Raw genomic sequence first — 16,530 nt, forward strand, 5'->3', positions numbered from 1 at the left:
GCACGCCCGCAGCTCGGCGCGATCTACTTCGAAACGTTGACTGTCGCGCGGCGTCAGTTCCGCGCGACTTAGCTCAGACGCTGACTCCCGCGCGGTGCGACTACTTAGGGTCGCGCTCCGGGAGCGGGCGTTCGATGATGGTCGGGCGGCCCAGCGGATTGCGGACTCGGCGCTTGGCGGAGTGGTAGACCTGCGCGGTCTCGGCCGCAACCACGTCCCACGAGAAGTCCGCGGTGAGGCGCTCGCGCGCGGCGTACGCGCGGTCCTGAGCAGCGACGGGATCATCGAGGGTGGCACGCGCGGCCTCGACCAGGCCGTCGACGTCCGCGGGTGCGAAGGACGCGCCAGTGACGCCGTCGATGACCGCTTCACCGAGCCCACCCGCCGAGGACGTGATCAGCGGGGTACCCGCGGCGGCCGCCTCCAGCGCGACGATGCCGAAGGGTTCGTACCGGCTCGGCAGCACGATCGCGTCGGCGCCGTGCAGCCAACCGAGTAGTTCGGCGTGGTCGAGCTGGCCGGCGAAGTTCACCGCACGGGCCACCCGGTGCACCCGCGCCCGTTCCCGCAACCATTCGAACTGGGTGCCGACACCGGCGATGGTGAGCGTCGTGCCGGGGTGCGCGCGTCGGATGCGCGGGAGCGCGGCGATCGCGTCCTGCACGCCCTTCTCGTATTCGAGCCTGCCGACATACAGCAGCCGCGGCGGCCCGGTGCGCGGCGCGCGCGGCCGAAATGTCCAGGCGCCCACGTCGATTCCGTTGCGGATCACCGTCATCGGCACCCGCTCCGGGCCGTACAGCCGCTCCACCTCGTCCTGCATCGAGGCCGAGCAGGTGATCAGCGCGTCGGATTCGTTGGCGAGCCACCACTCGACCGAGTGCACCTGCCGGTTGACCTTGCCCGCGACCCAGCCGCTGTGCCTGCCTGCCTCGGTGGCGTGGATGGTCGACACCAGCGGCACGTCGTAGTACTCGGCCAGCGCGATACCCGGGTGGGCGACCAGCCAGTCGTGCGCGTGCACCACGTCGGGCGCCCAGCCGTCACCGATGCCCGGCTTGCCGAGCGCGATGCCCGCCCGCACCATCGCGTGGCCCATGGCCAGCGTCCAGGCCAGCATGTCCTCGCCGAAGTCGAAGACCGGCGGATCCTCCGCGACCGCGACCACCAGCACGCCCTCGGCGATGAAGGAGTGGGTGGGATGGGTCGAGGAGTCGGTGCCGGAGGGGCGCCGGGCCAGCACGACCACCTCGTGGCCGGCCACCGCCAGCTCGGTCGCCAGGTGGTGCACATGCCTGCCCAACCCGCCGACCACGACCGGCGGGTACTCCCACGACACCATCAAAATCTTCATGCATGTCCTTCTGCGCTGGACGCGGCGTGCTGAGCAGCCACGGCGAAGCTTCCTCCGGACCCGGCGCCGCCGAGCCGTCGCGCATCCACACCGGGGAAGAGTCCGTCAGCCGCCCCCCATCCTGCCGCCAACTGCTGTGCTTTCGCGAGTTGGCCCGCTCCGACGGCGGCCGCGATCTCCCGCACGGCGTGCGCGTGCCGGTGTGCGCGGTCGCGCGCGTAACCCGCGGCGGAGTCCTTGCTGACCATGAAGGCCCAGTCGCTGGACACGGTGAGGATGGCTTCGCGCAGCAACTGGTCGGCGACGTTGTCGCGCAGGCCGGGCCCGCCGTCGGCGGCGCGCATCTTGTCGATCGTGTCGAGGGTGAGCCGCACGATGTCGGCATTGAGTTCCACCAGGTCGCTCACCTGGTCGCCGGCCCAGACCCGCCAGTCCTTGCCCGAGCCCCAGGACGAATCGGCCAATGGCACCGGCGCACCGACGAATCCGCGTTCGCGCGCGTCGGCCAGCGTGCCGATCGTGACGCCCGCTTCGGGCAGCGCCCGCAACACCTGGGCCAACCACTGCGGCCCCTCGTGCCACCAGTGACCGAACAATTCGGTATCGAAAGCGGCCACCACGAGCGCGGGTCGACCGATGCGCTCGGATTCGCTGAGCAGTCGCTGGCGCACCGTCTGCACGAAGTCGTCGACATCGCGGCCGATCGCCGCGGCCGCGAGTTCCGGGTCGTAGGGTGCCTTGTCCGGACCGTCGACGGTCTTGCCGGTGACCCGGGACGGCTTGAGTCCGGTCGCGTGATCGTAGTGATGAAAGTCACGGTAGGCGCTCTGGCCCGGGTAGCCCGATTTCGGCGACCACACCCGGTAGCTCACCTGGAGATCGCGCCCGAACGCGACCACATCGGACTCGCGCACCGGTCGCCCGAGGGTGGTGTCGCCGCGCAGCGCGGGACCGTCGACCATGAAATGGGTCACACCGGCGGCGGCGTAGCCGAGCTCCATGCCCGGGGTGTAGCCGCACTCCGGAGCCCAGATGCCGGTGGGTGTGTGGCCCCAGCGATGTTGCGCGTCGTCCAGGCCTTCGACCAGCTGGAACTGCCGCAGTCGCGGATCGAGCAGCGGCTGGAACGGATGGGCGAGCGGGCCGCCGAGCAGTTCGATGGTGTCGGCGTCGATGAGCTCGCGCCAGACCGGGGCGGCGCCGTGCCGCCAGCGCTGCTCGAAGTCCGCCAAAGCCGCTGTGGCCAAACGATGTTCGTGTCTGCCGAGGGCGATGTTGCCCGCCATCGCGGCCTCGTCGGCGCGCAGCTGCCAGTTGCCCAGCCAGTGGTGCATCCCGGCCAGGCAGTGCGGGTCGTCCAGCTGGGCCGCGAGCACCGGCGTGATGCCGAGGCTGAGCAGATGTGAACGTCCTTCGGCGGCAAGGGTTCTCAGCACCTGGACCAGCGGAAGGTATGAGGCGGCCCAGGATTGGTAGAGCCACTCCTCGCCGACCGGCCAGCGGCCGTGGTGCGCCAGCCAGGGCAGGTGGGAGTGCAGGACCAGGGTGAACTGGCCGGGAACCGCCTTACTCAAGGCTTCACCGCGATGGCGACCAGATCGAGGCTCGCGTCGATGTCCTCGGCGATCAGCACGAAGTCGTCGATGGTGACGGCCGCGACGTCGGCGGTGAGGTCGGCGGGCCACGGCTCGCCGGCCAGGGCCCGCTCGATCTGCGCATCGATGAACGAGCCACCGTGCTTGGCGTCCAACGCTTTCAGGCTCGGGCCGTGGTGCACGCCGGTCATCTGCGCGACCTCGAACCCGGCCTCGACCAGCAGCTCGGTGAGCTCGGCGGCGTTCAGCTCGCGGGTGTGGAACGGGTTGAGCGGGGTATCGCGGCCGGGGGAGAAGGTGATCCGGTTCGGCGTGCTGATCAGCAGCTCGCCGCCAGGGCGCAGCACCCGCAGGCACTCCCGGAGGAACTGACCTTGGTCCCAAAGATGTTCGATCACTTGGAAATTCACCACGACGTCGACCGAGGCGTCGGGCAGCGGCAGCGCGGCGAGGTTGCCCTGGATCATCTCCACGCGTGGGTACCTCGCGCGCACGTGCTCGACGGCGCCGGTGTCGTAGTCCACGCCGGTGACCTTGGTGGCCACCGTGGCGATCATGTCGGCGCCGTAGCCTTCGCCGGATCCCGCCTCCAGCACGGTTTTTCCGGCGCAGCGGTCGAGCAGCCGGGCATAGGCGATCTCGTGCCTGCGGAACCAGTAGTTCTCCTCGGCGATGCCGGGGACGGTGCGCTCGCCGGTCAACGGCAGCGGTTCGACGGCACCGCCGGTCGTCGCCGGGGCGTCGGTCATGCCCGTCAAGTCGTGCAATGCGGCAGGGATCACAGCCTCGCTCATCGTTCCGACGTTACTGGTACCGGAGGTTCGCGGGATACCCGCACCCGGTCACCGGGACACCCCTACCCAGTACCGATGCGCCGTCATGCGGGGGTCGCGAGGCTGGGCTCCAGCCCGGCACGATATCGCCGGGACTGGCGTTGTGAGAGAGAAGCGACTAAGTTACCCATGAGTAACTTAACGTAGGGTAGTGTCACGCCCTGAGCTACTCACACGGACGTACGGCCCGCTCGTGCGACCGCCCATACGTGTAACCAGAACAGGAGGTCGACGAAGACCGATGCCGAACATCGTCGTACTCATCAAGCAGGTTCCCGACACCTGGTCCGAGCGCAAGCTGACCGATGGTGACTACACCCTCGATCGCGAAGCCGCCGACGCCGTCCTCGACGAGATCAACGAGCGCGCCGTCGAAGAAGCGCTGCTGATCAAGGAGGCGCAGGGCGGCGAGGTCACCGTGCTGGCCGCCGGTCCGGACCGGGCCACCGAGGCCATCCGCAAGGCGCTGTCCATGGGCGCCGACAAGGCCATCCACATCAACGACCCGGCGATCCACGGCTCCGACGCCGTGCAGACCGCCTGGGTGCTGGCGAGCGCGCTCGGCCAGGTCGAGGGCGTGGAGCTGGTCATCGCGGGCAACGAGGCGACCGACGGTCGCGCCGGTGCGGTGCCCGCCATCATCGCCGAGTACCTCGGCCTGCCGCAGCTGACCCACCTGCGCAAGCTCACCGTCGACGGTGACAAGGTCACCGGCGAGCGCGAGACCGACGATGGCGTCTTCAAGCTGGAGGCCACCCTCCCGGCCATCGTCAGCGTGACCGAGAAGATCAACGAACCCCGCTTCCCCTCCTTCAAGGGCATCATGGCCGCGAAGAAGAAGGAAGTGCAGACCTTCACGCTGGCCGATCTGGGCGTCGACCCGTCGACCGTCGGTGTCGCGAACGCGGGCACCACCGTCACCGGCGCCACCCCGAAGCCGCCGCGGACCGCGGGCGAGAAGATCGCGGACGAAGGCGACGGCGGCACCAAGATCGCTCAGTACCTCGTCGGTCAGAAGATCATCTGAGTTCGCCGGTCCGAGACTGCTTAGGAGAGAACACAAATGGCTGAAGTACTTGTGCTCGTTGAGCACGCAGACGGTGCGCTCAAGAAGGTCAGCACCGAGCTCCTGACCGCCGCCCGCAACCTGGGTGAGCCCGCCGCCGTTGTGCTCGGCACCGCGGGCACCGGCGAGAAGCTGGCCGACGCGCTCGCCGCGGCCGGTGCGGAGAAGATCTACATCGCCGAATCCGACGACGTGGAGAACTACCTGCTGACCCCGAAGATCGACGTGCTCGCCGCGCTGACCGAGCAGGTCTCCCCGGCCGCCGTCATCGTCGCCGCCTCGGCCGACGGCAAGGAGGTGTCGGGCCGCCTCGCCGCGCGCATCGGCTCCGGTCTGCTGGTCGACGTCATCGACGTCAAGTCCGACGGCACCGCCGTGCACTCCATCTTCGGTGGCGCGTTCACCGTCGACGCCAAGGCCACCGGCGACGTGCCGGTGATCTCGGTGCGCCCGGGTGCCATCGAGGCGTCCGCGCAGGCCGGTGCCGGCGAGAAGGTCACCGTCGAGGTGCCCGCGCAGGAAGACGGCGTGGTCAAGGTGACCGCGCGCGAGCCGATCGTCGCCGGTGACCGCCCGGAGCTCACCGAGGCGAACATCGTCGTCTCCGGTGGTCGTGGTGTCGGTTCCGCCGAGAAGTTCTCGGTCGTCGAGGAACTGGCCGACTCGCTCGGTGCCGCCGTCGGCGCCTCGCGTGCCGCGGTCGACTCGGGCTACTACCCGGGCCAGTTCCAGGTCGGCCAGACCGGCAAGACCGTCTCGCCGCAGCTCTACATCGCCCTCGGCATCTCCGGCGCCATCCAGCACCGGGCAGGCATGCAGACCTCGAAGACCATCGTCGCGGTCAACAAGGACGAAGAGGCCCCGATCTTCGAGATCGCGGACTACGGCATCGTCGGCGACCTGTTCAACGTCGCCCCGCAACTGACCGAAGCGGTCAAGTCGCACAAGGGCTGAGATAACCTCAGCTCGCTCGAACATGGTGGCCCCGACTGAAATTCAGTCGGGGCCACCTTGTCGTTGCTGGGTGATCCGATGACGAGAGCAGCTAGTGTTTTCGGGGGGCACGCGCTGCGCGGGTTCTGCGGACATCGGGGGAGGGCTGCATGGTTGATGTCGATGGCGGGGGAAGTCTGCAAACGGAGTCGGCGGCACCGACACTGGACGGTGGCCTGCCGATGTCTGCTCGACAGGAACAATTCAGTCTGGCCTTTATTCGTATGGTTGCCGCCGCTGCGGGCTGTTCGATCAAGGGCCATGAGACCGACTACGACGGAGTCGACATCACGATCGTCGCGTCCGCAGAATATGCGAGATACTACTGTCCAGAATTCGAGATGCAGCTCAAGTGCACCACGCAGAGTCGGCTGCTCCAGGCCGACCATCTGGCATGGTCGATGAAGCGCGACCACTTCCTCAAACTGGGGAGCCCCAAGCGCTTCACGCCGGCGATACTCGGCGTCCTGCTCATACCGGAGGATCCTGATCAACTACTCGACCTTTCCGAGGCAGGCCTGACCACTTCGAGCCGCATGTACTGGGAACATGCGAAGAAGCTCGGCGGGATCGAGGATGGGAAGGCCAGCAAAACGGTCCACCTGCCCCGAAGCAATCTGTTCGACGTGGGCAGTCTTCGGGGCATCATGCAGGTAATCGGCGAAGGAGGTCAGTGGTGAGGAAGATCCCGCTCGATGCTCTCCAGGAGATCGCGTCCTCTTTGTCGCCTCCGGCCGTGTCCCAATACCTTGCGAGCCACGATTGGCAGCTGGAAGCTCGCGACCACAATGTCAAGGAGATCTGGCGGTTGCCGGGAGAGGACGGCCTCCTCGGTCGGGTGATGCTGCCGTTGGCTACCGATTACGTCGACTTTCCAACGCGTTTTCGGGACACCCTCCAAGCTCTGGCCGCGATCTACGATTGGGATCCCGCGCATCTGGCGGAACGCATCACCGCAGCGCGTGCCGATCTCTTCTTCGTGCGGCTCGACCAGGAAATGACCGACGGGACGATCCCGTTTCGGCAGGGAGAAGCGACGCTGGAAGCATTACTAATCATGATGCGGGCCGCCGCGACAACTGCTGACGACCCGACTCATTCGCACCGCGGTAGAAGGTCGGCTAAGGTCACCGAATTCCTGGAAGAGGATGTCCGTCTCGGGCACACGAAACCCGGCAGCTTCGTATTCACAGTCGTAACCCGTCTCGGTGATGTCCTGCCGCCACACGAAGACGGGTCGCCGACCGTACCTTTCCCGCGCAAGGTGATGACAACGTTGGCCACGGGTCTGCAGTCCACCAAGCAGCTGGCGCTCGATTGGGACGAGAGCGCGCTCGACCGGTCCGGGCAGCTGGGGCTCAGCGCCGGCTTGGTGGAGTCGGTGCTGGAGTTGACTCAGCCGGAAACGCTACGCGCACTTGACCTATCGTTCGATTGGGCGGCCGCGGAGCCGCCACCGGAGGTCAGCACGTCGCGAATCATCGTCGATCGCAATGCAATGGCCGGCTTGCCTCGCGTCCGGGAACGGCTGGTCCGACGCGAGGAGCCGCCGCGCTACACGACGCTGCTCGGCACTGTGCGCACACTCAACCGGGATGACCTCGGTGACGAGGATCAGGAAGCCACCAGCATTGTGCTGTCGACACATGTGGACGGCCGCCCGCGGAAGGTCCATGTCCCACTGGCGGGCCAGGAATACGGCTGGGCGATTCGTGCGCACCAGAGCAGGCAACCGATCGTTGTGTCGGGTGATTTGATCTTCGAACGTGGTGTTTGGCGGCTTACCGGAGACATCAGCGTGGACCCGAGTTTCATAGACCGCCAGCCCTGACACTCACGCCCGCACCGGTGGGTCAGGTGCGGTGTAGGGCGGCGAGCAGGGTGGTGAGGATGGGGGAGCGGCGGGCGTCGCTGCGGAGGACGGCGGAGACGGGGATGCGGAGTTTGTGTTCGGCCAGTTTCAGGACGACGAGGCCCTCGGTGGGGCTTTCGGCGTAGAGGACCGTCCAGGCGTCGGGGCGGTTGATGAGTTCCATGGTTGCGGTGTGGTCGGGTGGGATCGGGGGGCCGAAGGTGGGGCCGGTGGGGAGCTCGGCGAACGCGGACCGAATCACGGTGTGTAGCAAGACTTGTTCCTGCTCCGGCGGCAGCAGTAGGGGATACCGGCTGAGGTCGGACAGGGTGACGGTTTCTCTGGTGGCGAGCGGGTGGGCGCTCGAGGTGGCGATGACCAGATCCTCGACCCACAGTTGCTCGACCTCGAGGCCGGGCTGATCGACGCTGCCGCGGATCAGTGCGAGATCGCAGTCGCCGTCGGCGACCGCGGTGATCCGCTGCCGGAACGGTTTGATCACGAACTCGATCTCCGCCTCGGGATGCGTGGCGCGGGCGCCCGCGATCGCCGAGAGCGACCTCGTCGCGAAGGACATGTTCGCGGCGAGCCGGATGCGCGGCCCGACGGTGCGTACCGCGGCCCGGATGGCCGACTCGAGGCTCAGCATCTGTTTCGCAAGGGGAAGTAGCCGTGCAGTGGCGTCGGTGGGTACGACTGATCTTGTGGAGCGCTCGAACAACGAGACGCCCAGATCGCGCTCGAGCCGGGAGATTTGATGGCTGATCGCCGACTGTGAGATAAAGCACCGTGCGGCGGCACCGCTGAAGCTGAGCTCCTCGCAGACGGCGACGAAGTAGGTGAGCTGCCGAAGTTCCACAGCGCCTCCGATTAATGACGGATCGAGATAAGAGTCATCTGCATTATGCGCCCTAACACCTGAAATATCTCGCTTCCCGATGACGGTTGGTAATGAGAGAAGGAGGCTGTCATGCAGTACGTGGATGCGGGAATCGAAACCGCGGGTGTCGTCATCGTCGGATCGGGGTTCGGCGGACTCTCCGCCGCCAAGCAACTTGCCAAGTCGGGTATCGATTACGTGCTGATCTCCAGCACGCCGGAGCACCTGTTCCAACCGTTGTTGTACCAGGTAGCGACCGGTGTGCTGGCATCGGAGGAGATCGCGCCGCCGATCGCCTCCATTCTGCGCCGTCACCGTGAGGCCGATGTGCGTCTCGGCAAGGTCGTGGCGATCGACCCGGACAAGGCGATCGTCACTTATGAGCACGACGGCGAGCAGCGCCGCATCCGGTACGGCTCGCTGATCGCCGCCACCGGCGCCAGCCAGTCCTACTTCGGCCGTGACGATTTCGCCGAGAAGACCTTCTCGCTCAAGACCATCGACGACGCGAAACTGCTGCGCGCGCAGATCCAGCGGGTCTTCGCCGAGGCCGCGGGCGCCGACGAGGAGACCAGGCGCAGGCTGCTGAGCTTCGTGGTCGTCGGAGCGGGCGCGACCGGCGTCGAGGTGGCCGGGCAGCTGAAGGAACTGGCGAAAAGGTACTACCACCAAGAAGTTTCGGTCACCCTGGTCGAGGGTGCCGGTGAGGTGCTGCCACCGTTCGGCGGCGGGCTGTCGGAGTACGCGAAGAAGTCGTTGACCCGCACCGGCGTCGACGTGCTGCTCGGCACCTTCGTCACCGACATCGAGCACGGCAAGGTCACCGTCAAGGACAAGAGCGGCGTCAAACGCGACATCGCGGCCGAGACCATCGTCTGGTCGGCCGGTGTGCAGGTGGGCGGGTTCGCCAAGGTGCTGGCCGAGGCCACCGGCGTCGAAACCGACCGGGCCGGACGGCTGTTGATCAACCCCGACCTGACCGTCGGCGGCTACGCCGACATCTACGCGATCGGCGACATGACCTCGCTGAACGGCTACCCGGGCCAGTCGCCGGTGGCCATGCAGGAGGGCAGGCACGCCGCCGACATCATTCGCCGAAAGAAGCAGGCGGGCACCGCGTTCAAGTACTGGGACAAGGGCAGCATGGCGGTGATCAGCCGGTTCAGCGCGGTGACCAAGCTGAACGACAAGATCACCTTCCGCGGGCTGATCGCCTGGTTCATGTGGCTCGCGGTGCACCTGTTCTACCTGGTCGGTTTCCGTAACCGCTTCGCCGCTGTGGCGTCGTGGCTGGTCGCCTTCATCGGCACCGGGCGGCCCGGGTTCGCCGAGGTGGAGAAGACAGCCAAGCTGTCGCCGGTGTCCGAACGTACGGCCGCTTAGCGCCGTTCGCTCATCGAAAGCCGCGTCGCGATAACCGTGCGACGCGGCTTTCGCGCTGTCCGGGCGCTCGAAATACGCCGCTGAGAGGAGTGATCGGCGCCAGGACACGCTCGAAATGCGTTCGCCGACAAGGTTGATCGGCAGCACGACACATGTGGAGTACGCTCGCCGCGAAGGTTGGTCAGCGGCAACTCGCGCTCGGAATGCATTCGACGTGAAGCCATTGATCAACCGGAGAACGCGATTTCGGCGCTACCGCGCGAACACATCGCGACGGTCGGATGAACGCACGGTGTGATCCCTACCTCGTTCACCGAGTCGGCATCATCGAGACACTTCGAGGTTGCTCCAGCGCAGTCTCGGACTGGCTTCATCAGCAATATGACTATTACGTCCGTGTTGACAGCCCCGGCGCGCTCGACGGACTCCGGGGTGGAACGGTCACGGTACTCGCTGGTCGTCTCGTCCGACGCAGAGCATCGCGCGGCGGCGCAGCGACTGCGCTACGGCGTGTTCGCCGGCGAGCCCGGGTTCCATATCCCCGACAACGGCACCGGCCTCGATGCCGACCGATTCGACGACCACTGCGACCACCTGCTGGTCCGCGACGACCTGACCGAAGACTTCGTCGGCTGCTACCGGATGCTGCCGCCGGACAAGGTCGCCGCGGCGGGCGGCTACTACACGGCCACGGAATTCGATCTGACCCAACTGGATCCGGCAGGCCGCCGGATCGTCGAGATGGGTCGCGCCTGCGTGGTGCCCGATCACCGCAACGGTTCGGTGCTGACGCTCATGTGGGCGGGCATCCTGCACTACATCCAGCTCACCGGTTACGACTGGGTGATGGGCTGCGTCTCGGTGCCGATGCAGGACAGCCCCGCCGACGAGCCCGGCGTGAACGTGCGCGGCGTCCGCGACATGCTGCTCGGCAGGCACGCCTCGGATCCCGAACAGCGGGTGCACCCGCTGCGCCCGGTGGTGGTCGACGGCAAGACCCTCGACGACATGACCCCGCCCGCACGCCCCAAGCTGCCGCCGCTGCTGCGCGGTTACCTGCGCCTCGGCGCCGAGATCTGCGGCGAACCCGCGCACGATCCGGACTTCGGCGTCGCCGACTTCGTCGCCATCCTCGGCCTGGACACCATCAACACCCGCTACCTGAACCGATTACAAGACGCCGCCGCGACCTTCGACGGGGGACGGTGAGGACCATGGTCTTCGACGCGCCGCCCGCAAAGGCCTCCGCACACGCGTGGATGCCGTCGAGCCCGTGTGGGGCCGGCTGCATCGAGTCGATCGATGAGGTCGGCACCGGCCGGGTGCTCGGCCGGCTACTCGGCGTCGCCGGGTTGTTGATCAGCTTTCCGATGGTGAATCTGGTGACGCCACAAAGCAAACGGGAAAGCGTGCAGCGCGGGTACGCGCGCACATTGTTGAGTTGTCTCGGAATGGAATTGCGGATCGTCGATCGCCGGATCGACCAGAACACGCGCGGTGCTGTCGGTGAGGGCAGCACCGCGCGTTCCGTTTACGGGGAGCCCGGAAACGGTGTCATGGTCGTCGTCGGGCATATCGGCTGGACCGATATCGTCGCGCTCGCCGCGGTGCAGCCGCTCGGCTTCGTCGCCCGTGCGGACATGGTCGACTGGCCGGTGCTCGGCAAGCTGGCAACGCTGATGCGAGTCATCCCGATCGAACGGGAGAAGTTGCGTGCGCTGCCCGGCGTGGTGGCGCAGATCGGTGCCAGGTTGACGGCGGGCGATCGGATCGCGGTGTTCCCCGAGGGGACCACCTGGTGTGGCCGCGCGTACGGCAGCATGCGGCCCGCGTTGTTCCAGGCGGCGATCGATACCGAGACTCCGGTGCAGCCGGTGCGGTTGCGCTACCTGGATCGGCATGGGGCTCAGTGCACTGTGCCGGGATTCGTCGGTGCGGACTCGTTCGGCTCGTCCGCCCGCCGGGTGCTTCGCTCGCGCGGCATGGTCGCGGAGATCGTGCTGGAAGAGGTTCAGCAGCCGGGCAGTGATCGGCGAGATCTCGCGCGCCGCTGTGAGGCCGCGGTGCGCGGTACCGAACTGTCGCGGCACGGCGTGCGCGATGCCACGGTGTGGATCGAGGCGGGCAAGACTCGAGTGCAGGACCCGACGGTGGCCTCGGACGCACCGGAGGTTCGCAGACCTTCTCGACGCCTCCGGCCCGTATTGCGTGGTCGCAGTCGCAAGGTCGAATCGGCGGATAGCAGCGCCTGATCTTCGACACACGAGCAGCCGCAGGTCAGTGACCTGCGGCTGCTCTGTCGTTCGCTGACTATCTGGCCAATTGCAGCGCGAGCGTGGCCGCCGCCGGCACCAGATACAGCACCGGGAACACCGCAGTCTGGTACGAGCGTGCCCGAATAGCGGTCGCCGACGCGCCGACGAAGTACAGGATCAGGCCGACCGCCGCCGCAACACCGATGACGGGCACGAAGAACCCGACGACCAAGCCGAGTGCCCCAGCCGATTTCGCCATCGCCAACCAGTTCCACCACGCCCGCGGCACCCCGTACTGCTCGAGCGGTTCGACCACGAACTGCTGCTGCGAGAACAACGAGTACCCGGAGAACCCGATCCACAGGGCAGCCAGCACACCGACGATGTAGTAGGCGACGTTCATTGCAATCCTCTTTCCTCATCAGGCTTTCTGCCCGTTCGCCTGATGGACGACACAGCCTGCAGAGGTGTGACATGCACTTCGAGAGAAGCACGCCCGGAGTGACGCTGATCATGCGGCGCGGCAGCGGGCAGCGGGCGAGCTGGTTGCTTACCTCGACGTGCGTATTCGACCGAAAAGTGCGTACTTGTCGGCTGTTCCGGCGCCGCCGAGGCTTGTCCCGCACGGGGGCAAACGATTTGGAAGGCGACCACGATGACCGATGGCACGCGGGTACCGGTGACAGTTCTCGGATTGGGATCGATGGGGCGGGCGCTGGCCGAGGCGTTCCTCGCGGCCGGGCATCCGACCACCGTATGGAACCGGAGCCCGGACAAGGCGGCACCCTTGATCGCCGCGGGAGCGATCCACCGGTCCACGATCGAGGACGCGGTGCGCGAGAGCTCGCTCGTCGTCTCCTGTTTGACCACATTCACCGCTACACAGGCGGCCTTGGCCCCGGCGAGTGCGGCGTTGTCCGGCCGGACAGTGGTCACGTTGAACAGCGGAACCCCGGCAGCGGCAAGGGGATTCGCCGACTGGGTGGCCGGGCACGGTGCCCGCTACCTTGCCGGCGCGGTGAAGAACGTGCCTACGGCCGTAGGCAAGCCGGACACCCTGCTTTATTACGGCGGTGACCGGACGACCTTCGATGAGCACGTGGCGACCTTGCGCGTACTCGGCGGCGACACCGTCCACCTCGGTCCGGAGCCCGACCTCGCGGCACTGTACGAGTCGGCGGTCGGAGCGACGCTGCTTCCGGCCTTGCTGGGCTTCTTCGAGGGTGCCGCCGTACTGACAGCGCGCGGCCTGACCGCCGGGTCGATGGTCCCCTACGCGACCAAATGGTTGCAGATGATCGAGTCGTTGCTGCCGATCATGGCCGACGAGATCGACACCGTCGACTACACGAAGCTCGGGTCGTCGGTCGGCCTGTTCCACGAGGGCATCGGCAACGAGGCCGAACTCGGCGCGGAAGCGGGGGTCGACATGTCCTGGCACGAACCGATGGATGACCTGCTGCGGCGCGCGGTCGCGGCGGGACACGGGGAGCACAGCATCACGGCGCTGATCGAGGTACTCCGGAAGCCGACACCCGAATAATGTCGCTCACCTAGCCGGTAAGCACGGTCCTGCGTCGTTTCCCCCGGCGCGCACACACAGCCGAATTCATCGGGGTGCCGCGATGTCCTGGTGGTGACCTGCACGCCGCGCCGAACCAGGCGACACCCTGCCGCGGGAATACCGCGCTGCGCTCAGCGGGTTACGACTCGTAAGCGAAGTTCTGCAGAATTCGCAGAAACCGGGGGGCTACCCCAAAGAAGCGCAGGTCAACGGTGGGATAGGCTTTATCGGTCATGAAGGCGGCTTTTGCGGGTCCGGTCCACGGTGCGGCGGCCCATACGGTCTACCTCGATCATGCGGCTACCACCCCGATGTTCCCGGCCGCCATCGAGGCGATGACGGCTGCGCTGGGCATCGTGGGGAACGCGTCGTCGCTGCACGGGTCGGGTCGCGCCGCCCGGCGGACGCTGGAGGAGGCGCGGGAGTCGATCGCCGCCGATCTGGGCGCCCGGCCCTCGGAGGTCATCTTCACCTCCGGCGGGACCGAGAGCGACAATCTGGCGATCAAGGGCATCTACTGGGCGCGCCGCGACGCCGAGCCGCGCCGGACCAGGATCATCGCCAGCTCGGTCGAGCATCACGCGGTGATCGACGCGGTCGAGTGGCTGGAGCGGCACGAGGGCGCCAGGGTGACCTGGTTGCCGGTGGACGCCGAGGGCACCGTCTCGCCGCGCACGCTGCGATCCGCGCTGTCGGCGAATCCCGACGATGTCGCCCTGGTGACCGTCATGTGGGCCAACAACGAGGTCGGCACCGTCCAGCCGATCGGTGAATTGGCTGCCGTGGCACAGGAATTCGGCGTACCCATGCACAGCGACGCGGTCCAGGCCGCGGCGCAGCTGCCGATCGACTTCGCCGCGAGCGGGTTGTCCGCAGCAAGTTTCGCCGGGCACAAGGTCGGTGGGCCGCACGGGATCGGCGTGCTGCTACTCGGCAGGCAGGTGCCGTGTGTGCCGCTGCTGCACGGCGGCGGACACGAACGCGACCTGCGCTCGGGTACTTCGGACACCGCGGCGGCGGTCGGCCTGGCCACCGCGCTGCACCAGACGGTGACCGAATTGCCGACGCGCACTCCGGAACTGATCGCGTTGCGGGACGCGCTGATCGACGGTGTGCTGGCCATCGAGCCGGACGCCGTACTCAACGGCGCACCCGGCGAGCGGCGGCTACCCGGCAACGTGCACTTCACTTTCCCTGGCTGCGAAGGAGATTCGCTGCTGATGCTGCTGGACGCGGCGGGGATCGAGTGTTCGACCGGGTCGGCCTGCACCGCGGGCGTCGCGTCGCCGAGTCACGTGCTGATCGCGATGGGTGTCGAGCAGTGGCAGGCCCGCGGGTCGCTGCGGTTTTCGTTGGGGCACACCTCGACTCGCGCCGATGTGGACGCGCTGTTGGGTGTCCTGCCCCAGGTGGTTGATCGGGCCAGGGCCGCGGGTCTGGCCGGTGCGAAGGGAGGTGTTTGATGCGAGTACTTGCCGCGATGAGCGGTGGTGTTGATTCGGCGGTAGCGGCGGCACGTGCTGTCGACGCTGGTCACGAGGTGGTAGGCGTGCATCTGGCGCTGTCCGCGTCGCCGGGGACGTTGCGGACCGGGTCGCGTGGCTGTTGCTCGAAGGAGGACGCGGGCGACGCCCGGCGGGCCGCCGATGTGCTCGGCATCCCGTTCTACGTCTGGGATTTCGCCGATCGCTTCAAGGAAGACGTGATCGACGATTTCGTCGCCGCCTACGCGGCCGGTGAGACGCCGAACCCGTGCCTGCGCTGCAACGAGAAGATCAAGTTCTCCGCCCTCGCCGACCGCGCCCGCGCACTCGGCTTCGACGCCGTGGTCACCGGTCATTACGCGCGACTCGACGACGGCGTGCTGCGCCGGGCCGTCGACGCCGACAAGGACCAGTCCTACGTGCTCGCCGTGCTGAACGCCGAGCAGCTCTCCCGCGCTATGTTCCCGGTCGGCGACACCCCGAAGCCGCGGATTCGCGAGGAGGCCGCCGAGCGCGGGCTGGCCGTCGCGAACAAGCCGGACAGCCACGACATCTGCTTCATCCCGTCCGGCGACACCCAGGCGTTCCTCGGCGCGAAGATCGGCATCCGGCCGGGTGCGGTGGTGGATGCCGATGGTCAGAAGCTCGCGGATCACGAAGGCGTGCACGGGTTCACGATCGGTCAGCGCAAGGGGCTCGGGCTGCCCGGGCCCGCCGCTGACGGCAAGCCGCGCTACGTGACCGGGATCGATCCCGACTCCGGCACCGTCCGGGTCGGCTCGGTCGAGGACCTGCAGGTGTGGACCGTTACGGCGGAGCGCGCCATCTGGACCTCCGGCGCCGCGCCGGACGGGCCGATCGAGTGTGTCGCGCAGGTGCGCGCGCACGGCGGCACCGCTCCCGCGATCGCCGAGGCGGTCGGCGACGGGCTCTCGGTTCGCCTGCGCGAACCGCTGACCGGCGTCGCCCGCGGCCAGGCGGTCGTGCTGTATCGCCCGGATCCGTTGGGGGACGAGGTGATCGGCAGCGGAACCATCTCCGGTACCGGCGGCGTCGACAGCACTCCGGTGGGCAGCGACGCGGGTTCCGCCACGCGGTGAGCCGCGCCGGTGTACCGGTGTGGGAGGGTGAGCCGGACCGATTCGGTCCGGACGCGGTGATCCGGGTCGGATTCCGCCGGCTCGGCGAATCTGCCTGGTGCGCATAGTGGTCAGCGCGCATCCGGGCAGTTGGTGCGCACGACGATCGACCAACGGAGCGGACTACGGTGA

Annotated in this window: 15 protein-coding genes; 10 read left to right on the forward strand and 5 right to left on the reverse strand. The window is 67.5% G+C overall.

Going from position 1 to position 16,530, the window contains the following annotated elements; genetic code table 11:
* Positions 1–100: 100 nt before the first annotated feature.
* Genes NN4_RS07120 through NN4_RS07130 form a run of 3 tightly spaced genes read right to left on the reverse strand, consistent with a single transcriptional unit; the run spans position 101 to position 3,743 of the window.
* Positions 101–1,354, reverse strand: a complete 1,254-nt coding sequence (locus tag NN4_RS07120; protein WP_147129166.1) for a glycosyltransferase family 4 protein — start codon at positions 1,352–1,354, stop codon at positions 101–103.
* Positions 1,351–2,928: a 1,4-alpha-glucan branching protein domain-containing protein gene (locus NN4_RS07125; protein WP_147129167.1), complete on the reverse strand. Its 1,578-nt coding sequence runs from the start codon at positions 2,926–2,928 to the stop codon at positions 1,351–1,353. The genes NN4_RS07120 and NN4_RS07125 overlap by 4 nt, the downstream gene beginning before the upstream one ends.
* Complete coding sequence (locus NN4_RS07130) at positions 2,925–3,743, reverse strand: class I SAM-dependent methyltransferase (protein WP_147129168.1); 819 nt, start codon at positions 3,741–3,743, stop codon at positions 2,925–2,927. Before NN4_RS07130 ends, NN4_RS07125 begins: the two co-directional genes overlap by 4 nt.
* A 280-nt stretch (positions 3,744–4,023) precedes the next feature.
* Between NN4_RS07130 and NN4_RS07135 the strand changes: the two genes are divergently transcribed.
* From NN4_RS07135 to NN4_RS07150, 4 genes are all read left to right on the forward strand, one after another.
* On the forward strand, positions 4,024–4,809 hold the full coding sequence (locus NN4_RS07135) for an electron transfer flavoprotein subunit beta/FixA family protein (RefSeq protein WP_107658547.1): 786 nt from the start codon (positions 4,024–4,026) through the stop codon (positions 4,807–4,809).
* Positions 4,810–4,845: 36 nt separating this feature from the next.
* A complete protein-coding gene (locus tag NN4_RS07140) occupies positions 4,846–5,802 on the forward strand; it encodes an electron transfer flavoprotein subunit alpha/FixB family protein (protein WP_107658546.1) in 957 nt (318 codons plus the stop codon).
* A gap of 149 nt (positions 5,803–5,951) precedes the next feature.
* Positions 5,952–6,521, forward strand: coding sequence for a DUF4365 domain-containing protein (locus tag NN4_RS07145; protein WP_147129169.1), 570 nt, complete (start codon positions 5,952–5,954; stop codon positions 6,519–6,521).
* Positions 6,518–7,672: a hypothetical protein gene (locus tag NN4_RS07150; protein ID WP_147129170.1), complete on the forward strand. Its 1,155-nt coding sequence runs from the start codon at positions 6,518–6,520 to the stop codon at positions 7,670–7,672. The genes NN4_RS07145 and NN4_RS07150 overlap by 4 nt, the downstream gene beginning before the upstream one ends.
* A 22-nt stretch (positions 7,673–7,694) precedes the next feature.
* Here the strand turns inward: NN4_RS07150 and NN4_RS07155 are convergent, their stop codons facing one another.
* Positions 7,695–8,552 carry a LysR family transcriptional regulator gene (locus tag NN4_RS07155; RefSeq protein WP_135232609.1) on the reverse strand — a complete coding sequence of 286 codons (858 nt, stop codon included), beginning with the start codon at positions 8,550–8,552 and terminating at the stop codon, positions 7,695–7,697.
* A 111-nt stretch (positions 8,553–8,663) separates the two neighbouring features.
* On the opposite strand from NN4_RS07155, the gene NN4_RS07160 reads away from it, so the two are divergent.
* The 3 genes from NN4_RS07160 (at position 8,664) to NN4_RS07170 (ending at position 12,208) form a co-directional block, all read left to right on the forward strand.
* Positions 8,664–9,956, forward strand: a complete 1,293-nt coding sequence (locus tag NN4_RS07160) for an NAD(P)/FAD-dependent oxidoreductase (protein WP_147129171.1) — start codon at positions 8,664–8,666, stop codon at positions 9,954–9,956.
* A gap of 381 nt (positions 9,957–10,337) precedes the next feature.
* Positions 10,338–11,165 (forward strand): GNAT family N-acetyltransferase, encoded by an 828-nt coding sequence (locus NN4_RS07165; protein ID WP_135232607.1) that lies wholly within the window; start codon positions 10,338–10,340, stop codon positions 11,163–11,165.
* Positions 11,162–12,208 (forward strand): lysophospholipid acyltransferase family protein, encoded by a 1,047-nt coding sequence (locus NN4_RS07170; RefSeq protein ID WP_147129172.1) that lies wholly within the window; start codon positions 11,162–11,164, stop codon positions 12,206–12,208. Before NN4_RS07165 ends, NN4_RS07170 begins: the two co-directional genes overlap by 4 nt.
* Before the next feature lie 58 nt (positions 12,209–12,266).
* Here the strand turns inward: NN4_RS07170 and NN4_RS07175 are convergent, their stop codons facing one another.
* On the reverse strand, positions 12,267–12,614 hold the full coding sequence (locus NN4_RS07175; protein WP_147129173.1) for a DoxX family protein: 348 nt from the start codon (positions 12,612–12,614) through the stop codon (positions 12,267–12,269).
* A gap of 252 nt (positions 12,615–12,866) precedes the next feature.
* Between NN4_RS07175 and NN4_RS07180 the strand changes: the two genes are divergently transcribed.
* The 3 genes from NN4_RS07180 (at position 12,867) to mnmA (ending at position 16,359) form a co-directional block, all read left to right on the forward strand.
* Positions 12,867–13,754, forward strand: a complete 888-nt coding sequence (locus tag NN4_RS07180) for an NAD(P)-dependent oxidoreductase (RefSeq protein WP_147129174.1) — start codon at positions 12,867–12,869, stop codon at positions 13,752–13,754.
* A gap of 254 nt (positions 13,755–14,008) precedes the next feature.
* Entirely contained in the window at positions 14,009–15,238 is a 1,230-nt protein-coding gene (locus tag NN4_RS07185) for a cysteine desulfurase family protein (protein WP_147129175.1), read from the forward strand.
* Entirely contained in the window at positions 15,238–16,359 is a 1,122-nt protein-coding gene (mnmA, locus tag NN4_RS07190; RefSeq protein ID WP_147129176.1) for a tRNA 2-thiouridine(34) synthase MnmA, read from the forward strand. Before NN4_RS07185 ends, mnmA begins: the two co-directional genes overlap by 1 nt.
* Positions 16,360–16,530: the final 171 nt, after the last annotated feature.

This window comes from Nocardia ninae NBRC 108245 (genome assembly GCF_007990755.1).
GTDB classification, from domain to species: domain Bacteria; phylum Actinomycetota; class Actinomycetes; order Mycobacteriales; family Mycobacteriaceae; genus Nocardia; species Nocardia ninae.

Coding starts and splice junctions, on each gene's coding strand:
- NN4_RS07165 (WP_135232607.1), top strand. CDS start 10,338: ATGACTATTACGTCCGTGTTGACAGCCCCGGCGCGCTCGACGGACTCC.
- NN4_RS07185 (WP_147129175.1), top strand. CDS start 14,009: ATGAAGGCGGCTTTTGCGGGTCCGGTCCACGGTGCGGCGGCCCATACG.
- NN4_RS07145 (WP_147129169.1), top strand. CDS start 5,952: ATGGTTGATGTCGATGGCGGGGGAAGTCTGCAAACGGAGTCGGCGGCA.
- NN4_RS07130 (WP_147129168.1), bottom strand. CDS start 3,743: ATGAGCGAGGCTGTGATCCCTGCCGCATTGCACGACTTGACGGGCATG.
- NN4_RS07120 (WP_147129166.1), bottom strand. CDS start 1,354: ATGAAGATTTTGATGGTGTCGTGGGAGTACCCGCCGGTCGTGGTCGGC.
- NN4_RS07175 (WP_147129173.1), bottom strand. CDS start 12,614: ATGAACGTCGCCTACTACATCGTCGGTGTGCTGGCTGCCCTGTGGATC.
- NN4_RS07135 (WP_107658547.1), top strand. CDS start 4,024: ATGCCGAACATCGTCGTACTCATCAAGCAGGTTCCCGACACCTGGTCC.
- NN4_RS07160 (WP_147129171.1), top strand. CDS start 8,664: ATGCAGTACGTGGATGCGGGAATCGAAACCGCGGGTGTCGTCATCGTC.
- NN4_RS07140 (WP_107658546.1), top strand. CDS start 4,846: ATGGCTGAAGTACTTGTGCTCGTTGAGCACGCAGACGGTGCGCTCAAG.
- NN4_RS07180 (WP_147129174.1), top strand. CDS start 12,867: ATGACCGATGGCACGCGGGTACCGGTGACAGTTCTCGGATTGGGATCG.
- mnmA (WP_147129176.1), top strand. CDS start 15,238: ATGCGAGTACTTGCCGCGATGAGCGGTGGTGTTGATTCGGCGGTAGCG.